This is a genomic window from Betaproteobacteria bacterium (assembly GCA_016720855.1).
Lineage (GTDB): Bacteria > Pseudomonadota > Gammaproteobacteria > Burkholderiales > Usitatibacteraceae > FEB-7.
The window spans coordinates 100,918-112,500 of sequence record JADKJU010000001.1; the positions used below are offsets into that span (position 1 = coordinate 100,918).

The 11,583-nt window shown below is 63.5% G+C and carries 7 protein-coding genes, 3 tRNA genes, 2 rRNA genes and 1 other RNA gene (1 of these 13 only partly in view); 10 read left to right on the forward strand and 3 right to left on the reverse strand.

Features of this window, described 5'->3' with window-relative positions; translation table 11 throughout:
- Nucleotide 1 precedes the first annotated feature (1 nt).
- Together selD and IPP91_00410 are read right to left on the reverse strand one after the other, a co-directional pair.
- Entirely contained in the window at nucleotides 2-1,039 is a 1,038-nt protein-coding gene (selD, locus tag IPP91_00405; protein MBL0140561.1) for a selenide, water dikinase SelD, read from the reverse strand.
- A 45-nt stretch (nucleotides 1,040-1,084) separates the two neighbouring features.
- On the reverse strand, nucleotides 1,085-2,068 hold the full coding sequence (locus tag IPP91_00410; GenBank protein MBL0140562.1) for a TIGR04348 family glycosyltransferase: 984 nt from the start codon (nucleotides 2,066-2,068) through the stop codon (nucleotides 1,085-1,087).
- Between IPP91_00410 and egtB the strand changes: the two genes are divergently transcribed.
- From egtB to recR, 5 genes are all read left to right on the forward strand, one after another.
- On the forward strand, nucleotides 2,067-3,344 hold the full coding sequence (gene egtB / locus IPP91_00415; protein ID MBL0140563.1) for an ergothioneine biosynthesis protein EgtB: 1,278 nt from the start codon (nucleotides 2,067-2,069) through the stop codon (nucleotides 3,342-3,344). The genes IPP91_00410 and egtB overlap by 2 nt on opposite strands.
- 23 nt (nucleotides 3,345-3,367) lie before the next feature.
- An RNA gene (ffs, locus tag IPP91_00420) (signal recognition particle sRNA small type) lies at nucleotides 3,368-3,466 on the forward strand.
- Between the two features lie 50 nt (nucleotides 3,467-3,516).
- A complete protein-coding gene (gene dnaX, locus IPP91_00425; GenBank protein MBL0140564.1) occupies nucleotides 3,517-5,148 on the forward strand; it encodes a DNA polymerase III subunit gamma/tau in 1,632 nt (543 codons plus the stop codon).
- The gene (locus IPP91_00430) at nucleotides 5,145-5,471 is read left to right on the forward strand and encodes a YbaB/EbfC family nucleoid-associated protein (GenBank protein MBL0140565.1); all 327 of its coding nucleotides are present in this window, start codon (nucleotides 5,145-5,147) and stop codon (nucleotides 5,469-5,471) included. Before dnaX ends, IPP91_00430 begins: the two co-directional genes overlap by 4 nt.
- A 16-nt stretch (nucleotides 5,472-5,487) precedes the next feature.
- Nucleotides 5,488-6,084, forward strand: coding sequence for a recombination protein RecR (gene recR / locus IPP91_00435; GenBank protein MBL0140566.1), 597 nt, complete (start codon nucleotides 5,488-5,490; stop codon nucleotides 6,082-6,084).
- 38 nt (nucleotides 6,085-6,122) lie between these two features.
- Here recR and IPP91_00440 read toward each other — a convergent pair whose 3' ends face one another.
- A complete protein-coding gene (locus tag IPP91_00440) occupies nucleotides 6,123-6,689 on the reverse strand; it encodes a DUF4126 domain-containing protein (protein ID MBL0140567.1) in 567 nt (188 codons plus the stop codon).
- 165 nt (nucleotides 6,690-6,854) lie between these two features.
- On the opposite strand from IPP91_00440, the gene IPP91_00445 reads away from it, so the two are divergent.
- The 5 genes from IPP91_00445 to IPP91_00465 all read left to right on the forward strand — a co-directional run.
- Nucleotides 6,855-6,931 (forward strand) — tRNA-Met (locus IPP91_00445).
- Nucleotides 6,932-7,114: 183 nt separating this feature from the next.
- Nucleotides 7,115-8,649, forward strand: a 16S ribosomal RNA gene (locus IPP91_00450).
- Between the two features lie 70 nt (nucleotides 8,650-8,719).
- Nucleotides 8,720-8,798 (forward strand) — tRNA-Ile (locus IPP91_00455).
- 48 nt (nucleotides 8,799-8,846) lie between these two features.
- Nucleotides 8,847-8,922: transfer RNA gene (locus tag IPP91_00460), tRNA-Ala, on the forward strand.
- Nucleotides 8,923-9,297: 375 nt separating this feature from the next.
- A 23S ribosomal RNA gene (locus tag IPP91_00465) occupies nucleotides 9,298-11,583 on the forward strand (it continues 807 nt past the right edge of the window).
- Together the 16S and 23S rRNA genes with 3 tRNA genes alongside form the textbook arrangement of a ribosomal RNA operon.

An 11,583-nucleotide genomic window follows, 5' to 3' on the forward strand; every position in this document is an offset into this window, starting at 1 on the left:
GTCAGCCGACGTGAACGACCGGCTGGCCGGCCAAGACATCCCCGATGACGGCAGCGTGAGCGAACCCGTCGTCGATGAAGATCCGCAGGACCTCCTCCACCGTTTCGGCACTGCACGACACCAGGAGCCCGCCGCTCGTCTGCGGGTCGGTGAGGAGCGCCTTGCCCGCCTCGTCGATCGCGGGCCCGAACATGACCTTGTCGTCGTAGCCCGCGAAGTTGCGCCCCGATGCGCCGGTCGTGAACCCTTCGCGCGCAAGCGCCAGGGCACCAGGAAGAATCGGGAGCGCGTTCCAGTCCACGCGCGCGGCCACGGCCGAGCCCTTGCAGATCTCGAGCAGGTGGCCGAGCAATCCGAAGCCCGTGACGTCGGTGAGCGCATGGACGCCCGCCAGCTTGCCGAGCTTCGGTCCCGGCGTGTTGAGCTTCGTGGTGCTCTCGATCATCGCCCGATAGCCGACCTCGTCGAGTCGCCCCTTCTTGAGCGCGGCGCTGTAGATGCCGACGCCCAGCGGCTTGCCGAGAACGAGCTTGTCGCCCGGCTTCGCGCCGGCGTTTCGCTTGAGGTTGCGCGGATCCACCAGGCCGATGGCGACCAGCCCGTAGATCGGCTCCACGGAATCGATGGTGTGGCCGCCCGCGATCGGGATGCCCGCGCGGGCGCACACCGATTCGCCGCCTTCGAGGATGCGTCGGATCGTCTCGAGCGGAATCTTGTTTACCGGCATGCCCACGAGGGCCAGTGCGAAGAGGGGACTGCCGCCCATGGCATAGACGTCGGAGATGGCGTTGGTCGCCGCGATCGCGCCGAAGTCGAACGGGTCGTCCACGATCGGCATGAAGAAGTCGGTGGTGGCGACGATCGCCTGCGTCTCGTTGATCTGGTACACGGCCGCGTCGTCGGCGGTCTCGATGCCGACCAGCAACTGCTTCGGCACCAGCCCGGGGGCCGCCTTGGAGAGGATCTGCTCGAGCACGCCGGGGGCGATCTTGCAGCCGCAACCGCCGCCGTGGCTGAACTGGGTGAGTCGGACAGGCATGTCCATGGTGAAGCTCTCCTCGAAGGGGCTCGTCAGTGGGGGATTCTAGCGCCGCTTCGCGCCGGCAAGGCCCAGCACCAGTCGCCTAAGCGCCAGGCGCTCGCGCGCCGGAGAAAACAATGGTCGGCGCTCCCTGCAGGCCTGGCGCAGGGCACGAAGCGCTTGCGGGTCCTCCAGCAGGGACGTGAGAAGGCTCGCGAGCCCCGCAGCATCACCGACCCCGAAATAGCCCGGATAGTTCCCGCCGAGCATGCCGATGTTGCCCGAGACCCGGCTCGCGACGACCGGCGTTCCCGCCGTGATGGCCTCCACGATCACGTTGGCCCCTCCCTCCATCACCGAGGGGTGGACGAGCACGTGGGCGTCACGGATGGCGCAACGCGCCAGCCCGTGCGGTAGCGGGCCGCTCCACCGGTAGCGCGAATCGCGCGCCATCGCGTGGCGAGCCGCCTTCTCGAGTGCAGGATCGAGGGCCGAGCCGATGTGGCGCAGGCGGATGGGCAACTGCGGATCGAGCAGTTGCATCGCCTTCCAGAGCGTTTCCGGGTCCTTTTCCTCGCGCAGGTGCCCCACGGCCACGCAGTCGAGCCGCCCGGCCGGCTTGCGAATGGGCGCCAGCGGGGTCGAGGACTGGTAGATCACTTCGCACTTGCCGAGATGCTCGCGCGGCACGTGCCCGAGGGCGTCGTCCTGGAGGGCGATGATCCGGTCGGCGAGGTCCAGCGATCGCCGGGCCAGCGCACTCGCGGGGAGGTCGCGGTACAGATCAGTTCCGGAAAGTACGAGCACGACAGGCGTGCGGGGGTTCGCGGTCTTGAGCCTCTCGATGGAGGCGGCGCTGCGTCGGGCGTGCAGGGCGAGAACCACATCCGCGCTCTCGCCATTCCATTCGCTCTGTACAATCGGCTTCGCGACTCCGGCGAGGAATCCGGCCCACCGCCGGGCGGTGCGCCAGTTGCCGTTGTTGGATTCGCGCGTGCCGGGCGTCACGATGAATGCCACCGGCCTTGCTCGGGAAGAACTGCCCATGCTGAACGATGTCCACGCGCTGGCGGACGCCTTGCGGGAGAGCCGCGAGTATACCCTCTCGATGTATGGTCACCTCGAGGGCGCGCAGTGGCAGGTGCCGCTCCTGGAAATCGTGAATCCGCCCCTCTGGGAACTTGCGCACATCGGATTCTTCCAGGAGTTCTTCTGCCGGCGCTGGAAGCCGGACGATCCGGAAGGAAAGCGCACGCCGTCGCGGCTTGCGGGGGCCGATTCGCTGTTCGACTCGCGGACCGTCGCGCATGATTCGCGGTGGTCCCTGCCTTACCCGCCGCTCGAGGAGGTGTTGCGCTACCTGGAGGCAACGCTCACCGCGTCGCTCGATGACCTCGCATCGAGTCGCGAGGACGAACGCCACCGTTTTCGCCTGGCGCTCTTCCATGAGGACATGCACGGCGAGGCGCTGCTCATGACACTGCACACGCTGGGACTTCCCGCGCCCCGTCGCGAGCACCTGCGAATGCCCGCTGCGGTCGCCGGCGGCGCAGAGGACGTGCATTTTCCCGGCGGCGAGTTCCAGCAGGGAGCACGATGCGGCGACGGCGAGCACGCATTCGACAACGAGAAGTGGGCGCATCCCGTGCGCGTGGCTGCCTTTGCGATGGCTTCGCGGCCGGTGTCCAACGGCCGGTACCTGGCGTTCGTGGAGGAGGGCGGCTACCGGCGCGAGCAGTTCTGGTCGCCGGAAGGGCAGCGCTGGCTCGATTCGTCGGGGGCGACGATGCCGCGGAACTGGAAGAGGGACGATAGCGGCTGGTCGATGCGCTGGTTCGACGCGTGGGGTGCATTGCAGGAAGACGAGCCCGTGGTGCAGGTCTGCCGGCACGAAGCCGAGGCGTGGTGCCGTTGGGCCGGCCGGAGGCTGCCGACCGAGAGCGAGTGGGAGTACGCGGCGCGCAACGGCGGGCGCGAGGACCGCTACCCGTGGGGCGATGCCGTGCCGCCTCCGGCACTTGCGCTCGACTACCGGATCGCGCGTCCGGTTGCCGCGCCCGACCCGGCGCCATCGGCGAGCGGCCTCGAGATGATGATCGGCGGGGTGTGGGAATGGACCTCCTCGGATTTCGCGCCATACCCCGGCTTCGAGACGGACGCATACGCGGAGTATTCGGAGCCGTGGTTCCATACTCACGCAGTGCTGCGGGGCGGGTGCTTCGCGACACGCTCGCGTCTGGTCCACAACCGCTGGCGCAACTTCTATCTGCCCCATCGCAACGATGTCTTCGCGGGCTTTCGAACCTGCGCGGCAGCAGCCTGATTCGATGTGCGATAATCCGTTCCGGCGGGCCTCCCCGCATTGAAGGGCGGCGAACCTGGTCAGGTCGGGAACGAAGCAGCCATAGTCGATTCCTTCAAGTGCCGGGGGTCAGGCTCGCCTTTCCAGATTCCATGAGGCCGCGCGTGGCGCGGCCTTTTCGCCGGACGATTCCATGACGTACCAGGTCCTCGCGCGCAAGTGGCGCCCCAAGGCGTTCGACCAGTTGGTCGGACAGCCGCATGTGGTCACCGCGCTCGCCAATGCGCTGGACACCGGCCGCCTGCACCACGCCTACCTGTTCACCGGTACCCGCGGCGTCGGCAAGACGACGCTCGCGCGCATCCTCGCCAAGTCGATCAACTGCGAGACGGGCGTCTCGTCCCGGCCGTGCGGCAAGTGCCGCGCCTGCACAGAGATCGACTCGGGGCGGTTCGTGGACATGCTCGAGGTCGACGCCGCGACCAACACCAAGGTCGACGAGATGCGCGATCTCCTCGACAATGCGCAGTACATGCCCGTGTCGGGGCGCTACAAGGTCTACATCATCGACGAGGTGCACATGCTCTCGCGGCATGCGTTCAACTCGATGCTGAAGACCCTGGAGGAGCCGCCCGAGCACGTGAAATTCATCCTCGCGACCACCGACCCGCAACGGCTGCCGGTAACGGTGCTCTCGCGCTGCCTGCAGTTCAACCTGAAGGCGCTGCCGCCGCCGTTGCTGGCCGGGCACCTCAAGCGGGTGCTCGAGGCGGAGGGCATTGCCTTCGACGAGCCGGCACTCGCGCTGTTGGCGAGGGCCGCGGCGGGCAGCGTTCGCGACAGCTTGAGCCTCGCGGACCAGGCCATCGCCTTCGGCTCGGGAAAGGTGACGGCCTCGCAGGTCGCGGACATGCTCGGCGCGGTGGGGAGCGAGCTTGCCTGGCCTCTCCTTGAAGCAATCGCCTCCGCCGACGGTGCAGGCGCGCTGGCCGAGGCCGAGCGGATCTCCGAGCGCGGCCTGTCCTGCGACCAGGCCCTGCAGGACGTCGCGGCCATCCTGCATCGCGTGGCGCTCGCGCAGCACGGCGCGCAGCTTGCGCCCGACGAGCCGGACACGGCGCGCATCGTGTCGCTGGCCAACCGTCTCGACCCGGGGCGCGTCCAGGTGATGTACCAGGTCGCCGTCCTGGGCCGGCGCGATCTTGCGCTGGCGCCCGACGAGATCGCCGGTTTCGGCATGGCCATCATGCGCATGCTCTCCTTCGGCACGACGTCGGCGGGCGAGAGCCTTCCCGCGCGCAGCGTGCCCGCCGCCTCGGCGCCGCGCAGCGAACCGGATCGTGCCGCAAGCGCTCCTCGGGAGGAAAAGCAAATGGCGCCCCCGGCAGCAACGCCGGCCGCCTTCGAGGGCGACTGGAGCTCGTTCGTCGAGGGCCAGAGCCTGAGCGGCATGGCCGGGCTGCTCGCCCGGTACGGTGAGATGGATTCCTTCGAGGGCAACCACCTGAAGCTCGTCCTTCCCGAGGCGCACCGGATGTACGCGGAGAAGTCCTACCTGGAAAAGCTCAAGGCAGCGCTCGCCCCGCAGTTCGGCGCGGGCTTCCGGTTGTCGGTCCGGGTGGGTGAGACGCTCGGCCGAAGCGTCGCGGCCGTGCGCGGCGTCGAGGCGCAGAAGCGCCTGGACAGCGCGACGGCGGCCCTCGAGAGCGACCCGTTCGTGCGCGATCTCGTGGAGGGCATGGGGGCACAGATCGTGTCATCGTCCATCCGGATCGCGGGAGACAAGGATTCCGGGGCAACCGAAGACAAGAGGGGAAAGCCATGATGAAGGGCGGGCTGGGCGGTCTCATGAAGCAGGCGCAGCAGATGCAGGAGAACATGCGCAAGGTCCAGGAGAGTCTCGAGTCCATCGAGGTCGAGGGCCAATCGGGCGCTGGACTGGTGAAGGTGGTGATGACCTGCAAGCATGCGGTGAAGCGAGTGACCATCGACCCGAGCCTGCTCGGCGAGGACAAGGACATGCTAGAGGATCTCGTCGCCGCCGCCTTCAACGACGCGGCGCGCAGGGCCGAGGCGACCAGCCAGGAAAAGATGGCGGGCTTCACCTCCGGGCTCAACCTGCCCCCCGGAATGAAGCTCCCGTTCTGAACCTTATCGCGCCACGATGCAGACGCCCGATTCGCTGGACGAGCTGATCCAGGCCCTTCGCTGCCTGCCCGGCGTCGGGCCGAAATCCGCCACGCGGATGGCCTATCACCTGCTGCAGCGTGACCACGCGGGAGCGGGGAGACTGTCGGCGGCCCTGGGCGAGTCGCTTCGCAAGATCCGCCATTGCGCGCGCTGCAACACGTTCACGGAAGCCGAGACCTGTGTCCTGTGCTCGTCGCCTCGCCGTGACGCCTCGCTCCTGTGCGTGGTGGAATCGCCGGCCGACCTGCTGATGATGGAGCAGACGCAGAGCTACGGTGGCCTCTACTTCGTGCTGATGGGGCGGCTTTCACCGCTGGACGGCATCGGCCCGCGCGAGATCCATCTCGACAGGCTCCTCAAGCGCGCGATGGATGGCGTGGTGAAGGAAGTGATCCTCGCGACGAATTTCACGGTCGAAGGCGAGGCGACGGCCCATTACGTGTCGGAGATGCTGGGGGGCAAGGGGCTGGCGGTGTCGAGGATCGCGCGCGGGCTCCCGGTCGGGGGCGAGATCGAGCACGTGGACGCGGGCACCCTGGCCCAGGCCCTGATCGAACGCCGTCCTGCCTAGCCGAGCGGCGCGTCCGGAGCGCGCACTTGCGCGTTGTTCTACTGCATCAGGCGCCGGCGCACGAATCTCGCGAATGCGACGATGAACCAGGCCGCGAACGCCAGGAACACCGCCAGCGAGGCGAGGAACACCGCGGGGTAATTGAGGGCGACCCAGATTCCGCCCAGGACCATGGCATCCTCGGTGAAGGACGCGATCCAGTTGGAGATGGGCTCGGGCGAGGTGTTGATTGCCGCCCGCCCGCCGGCCTTCGCGAAGTGGGTTCCCGCCGTGATGGTGCCGCCCAGGAGACCCGCGGCCACGGTGATCGCATTGAAGTCCTCGCCCGCCACGCCGGCGGCGAGCAGCGCGCCCGCGGGGATCCGGATGAAGGTGTGCACCGCGTCCCAGGCGCTGTCGATTCCCGGGATCTTGTCCGCCAGGAACTCGACGGCGAGCAGGATCCCGGCCGCTACGATGACATAGGGGTGGGAAAGGACCGCGAGTGCCTCGGGCAGCGTGAGATAGCCCAGGCGTGCGGCCAGGCCCAGGACGAACACCACGAGGTAGAGGCGAAGGCCGCTGGCCCAGGCCACGAGGGAGCCCAGCGCCACGGCCTGAAGCAGTTGCCAGTTTCCCGGATCCAATGCTCAAGTCCTTGATTTCAGTTGAGGCAGATCGCCCCCGCGGTTTGGGGCGCGGTCTGTGTTTGACGCAGTATGCGTGGGGATGTCATAATGACCCTCTCGACGCGCGGTTCATCTTTTTTGAGCCGGCTGTTCGAAATCGGGCGCGGGGTGGAGCAGTCTGGCAGCTCGTCGGGCTCATAACCCGAAGGTCGCAGGTTCAAATCCTGCCCCCGCAACCAAATCCCTGCAGGCATTTTGCCCGGCAAGGGACGCCCGTCGCTCTTTAACAAGTTACAGCCGATAGAGGTGGGTGCTGTGGGTGCGCACCGAGAGCCACTGCATTGTGGGTGGTGATCGGAAATGAAGCATCTTGCAGTACTCACTTGGAATCCATGTGATTTCTTTGTGAGTTTTGATGGATTGAACTGAAGAGTTTGATCCTGGCTCAGATTGAACGCTGGCGGAATGCTTTACACATGCAAGTCGAGCGGCAGCGCGGGGCAACCTGGCGGCGAGCGGCGAACGGGTGAGTAATGCATCGGAACATGTCCATGTCGTGGGGGATAGCCCGGCGAAAGCCGGATTAATACCGCATACGCTCGAGAGAGGAAAGCAGGGGACCGCAAGGCCTTGCGCGATTGGGTTGGCCGATGTCCGATTAGCTTGTTGGTGAGGTAAAGGCTTACCAAGGCGATGATCGGTAGCTGGTCTGAGAGGATGATCAGCCACACTGGGACTGAGACACGGCCCAGACTCCTACGGGAGGCAGCAGTGGGGAATTTTGGACAATGGGGGCAACCCTGATCCAGCCATTCCGCGTGAGTGAAGAAGGCCTTCGGGTTGTAAAGCTCTTTTGTCCGGAGCGAAACGGTACGGGTGAATATCCCGTGCTACTGACGGTACCGGAAGAATAAGCACCGGCTAACTACGTGCCAGCAGCCGCGGTAATACGTAGGGTGCGAGCGTTAATCGGAATTACTGGGCGTAAAGCGTGCGCAGGCGGTTTTGTAAGCCAGATGTGAAATCCCCGGGCTTAACCTGGGAATGGCATTTGGGACTGCAAGGCTTGAGTATGGCAGAGGGGACTAGAATTCCTGGTGTAGCAGTGAAATGCGTAGATATCAGGAGGAATACCGATGGCGAAGGCAGGTCCCTGGGCTAATACTGACGCTCATGCACGAAAGCGTGGGGAGCAAACAGGATTAGATACCCTGGTAGTCCACGCCCTAAACTATGTCAACTGGTTGTTGGGGGTTTGACACTCTCAGTAACGAAGCTAACGCGTGAAGTTGACCGCCTGGGGAGTACGGCCGCAAGGTTAAAACTCAAAGGAATTGACGGGGACCCGCACAAGCGGTGGATTATGTGGATTAATTCGATGCAACGCGAAAAACCTTACCTACCCTTGACATGTCCTGGAGCCCGGAGAGATCCGGGTGTGCCCGAAAGGGAACGGGAACACAGGTGCTGCATGGCTGTCGTCAGCTCGTGTCGTGAGATGTTGGGTTAAGTCCCGCAACGAGCGCAACCCTTGTCATTAGTTGCTACATTCAGTTGGGCACTCTAATGAGACTGCCGGTGACAAACCGGAGGAAGGTGGGGATGACGTCAAGTCCTCATGGCCCTTATGGGTAGGGCTTCACACGTAATACAATGGTCGGTACAGAGGGTTGCCAAGCCGCGAGGTGGAGCCAATCCCAGAAAGCCGATCGTAGTCCGGATTGCAGTCTGCAACTCGACTGCATGAAGTCGGAATCGCTAGTAATCGCGGATCAGCATGTCGCGGTGAATACGTTCCCGGGTCTTGTACACACCGCCCGTCACACCATGGGAGCGGGTTTCACCAGAAGCCGGTCGCCTAACCGCAAGGGGGGCGCCGACCACGGTGAGATTCGTGACTGGGGTGAAGTCGTAACAAGGTAGCCGTATCGGAAGGTGCGGCTGGATCACCTCCTTTCTAGAGAAGCGTCATTCTGCAGTACCCACCATCTATCGGTTGTATCGTTTGGCGTAGCTGCCCCCGGGCAGGGTCTGTAGCTCAGTTGGTCAGAGCACACGTCTTGATAAGGCGTGGGGTCGATGGTTCAAATCCATCCAGACCCACCACTCTTCGAACCAGGCTGGGCGGGGGGGTGGTTCACGGGATCCATCGGGGGGGCCATAGCTCAGCTGGGAGAGCGCCTGCTTTGCAAGCAGGAGGTCATCGGTTCGATCCCGGTTGGCTCCACCACGGCTGCGCGGCAAGTGGTGCTGGGGCAGGGGCGGGAGCAACCAACAGAGGGAAGAAGAGAGGCGAGGTCTTGGGCCTTCGTTCTCTTCTGGCTTCTTCGGAAGTTGGACTAAGCGGTTGCCGTTGCCTGGCATCTGCTGTCCCGCAAGGGACCGGCTGATCTTTAACAATTCGGGAAATGAAGGTAGTTCTTGGGGAGGGGTCCGTCCTGGGGTTTGGGGCGGGCTGTTGCGCAAGGACACTGGGTAAATGTATTGCATCGTGTGCTTGCCGTATTAAAAAGGGCGGCGAGCACGCACAAGCGCTTAATGAGAAGCCTTGTAGCGAAGCTCTTTTGCTGTGCCGAGAGGTGCGGTGGAGAGGGCAGAGTTATAGGGTCAAGCGAATAAGTGCATGTGGTGGATGCCTTGGCGATAACAGGCGATGAAGGACGCGACAGCCTGCGATAAGCTGCGGGGAGCCGGCAAATAGGCGCTGATCCGCAGATTTCCGAATGGGGAAACCCGGCCCGCAAGGGTCACCTGCACCTGAATACATAGGGGATAAGGAGCGAACCTGGAGAACTGAAACATCTCAGTAACCAGAGGAACAGAAATCAACCGAGATTCCCAAAGTAGTGGCGAGCGAAATGGGACCAGCCTTCGAGTTTTAGCACGCGCGTTAGCGAAAGGGTCTGGAAAGGCCCGCCGCAGAGGGTGATAGCCCCGTACGCGAAAACCCGTGTGTGGAACTGAGCTCGAGCAAAGTAGGGCGGGACACGTGAAATCCTGTCTGAAGATGGGGGGACCATCCTCCAAGGCTAAATACTCGTTATCGACCGATAGTGAACCAGTACCGTGAGGGAAAGGCGAAAAGAACCCCGGGAGGGGAGTGAAATAGAACCTGAAACCGCATGCATACAAACAGTCGGAGCCCAGGGGGGGGCCAGGGCCCTTGCGGGGGGGGGGCTTGGGGGGGGGGGGGGGGGGGGGGGGCCGGGGGGGGGGGGGGGGGAAAGGGGGGGGGGGGGGGGGGGGGGGGGGGCCGCCCGGCCGGGGCGGGGGGGGGGGGGGGGGGGGTGACGGCGTACCTTTTGTATAATGGGTCAGCGACTTACGTTCAGTTGCGAGCTTAAGGCTTGGTGCCGGAGGCGCAGCGAAAGCGAGTCTGAACAGGGCGTTCAGTAGCTGGGCGTAGACCCGAAACCGGTTGATCTATCCATGGCCAGGCTGAAGGTGGGGTAACACCCACTGGAGGGCCGAACCCACGCCCGTTGAAAAGGTCGGGGATGAGCTGTGGATAGGGGTGAAAGGCTAAACAAAACCGGAGATAGCTGGTTCTCCTCGAAAACTATTGAGGTAGTGCGTCACGTATTACCTTCGGGGGTAGAGCACTGTTATGGCTAGGGGGCCGCTATAGGCTTACCAAACCATGGCAAACTCCGAATACCGAAGAGTAGAAGCGTGGCAGACAGTCCCCGGGTGCTAACGTCCGGGGACAAGAGGGAAACAACCCAGACCGCCAGCTAAGGTCCCCAATATTGGCTAAGTGGAAAACGAGGTGGGAAGGCACAGACAGTCAGGAGGTTGGCTTAGAAGCAGCCATCCTTTAAAGAAAGCGTAATAGCTCACTGATCGAGTCGTCCTGCGCGGAAGATGTAACGGGGCTCAAGCCAATAACCGAAGCTGCGGATCGCTGCAATCCACCATAGTGTTCTTGATGCTGCCAGGAGTTCTGGGCGGCGGTTGTTCGAGTGCGTCATGGGGATTGCAGCGGTGGTAGAGGAGCGTTCCCTACGCCTGCGAAGGTGTGTCGAGAGGCATGCTGGAGGTATGGGAAGTGCGAATGCTGACATGAGTAGCGATAAAGCGGGTGAAAGGCCCGCTCGCCGAAAGCCCAAGGTTTCCTGCGCAACGTTCATCGGCGCAGGGTGAGTCGGCCCCTAAGGTGAGGCAGAGATGCGTAGCTGATGGGAATCCGGTCAATATTCCGGAACCGCCGACGGGTGCGATGTGGGGACGGAGAAGGTTATGCAGACCAGGTGTTGGACGTCCCGGTGAAGCGTGTAGGTGGATCTCTTAGGGGAAATCCGGGGGGTCAACACCGAGGCGCGGGACCAGGGGAGTTTTACTCCCCGAAGCTGCAGATACCCTGCTTCCAGGAAAAGCCACTAAGCTTCAGCCCGTCGGGACCGTACCGCAAACCGACACAGGTGGGCAGGATGAAAATTCTCAGGCGCTTGAGAGAACTCAGGAGAAGGAACTCGGCAAATTGACACCGTAACTTCGGGAGAAGGTGTGCCCTGCATAGGTGGAGGGGTTCGCCCCCAAAGCCGAAGAAGGCCGCAGAGAATCGGTGGCTGCGACTGTTTATCAAAAACACAGCACTCTGCTAAGACGTTGGAAGTCGACGTATAGGGTGTGACGCCTGCCCGGTGCCGGAAGGTTAAGTGATGGGGTGCAAGCTCTTGATCGAAGCCCCGGTAAACGGCGGCCGTAACTATAACGGTCCTAAGGTAGCGAAATTCCTTGTCGGGTAAGTTCCGACCCGCACGAATGGCGTAACGATGGCCACACTGTCTCCTCCTGAGACTCAGCGAAGTTGAAATGTTTGTGAAGATGCAATCTACCCGCGGCTAGACGGAAAGACCCCATGAACCTTTACTGTAGCTTTGCATTGGAC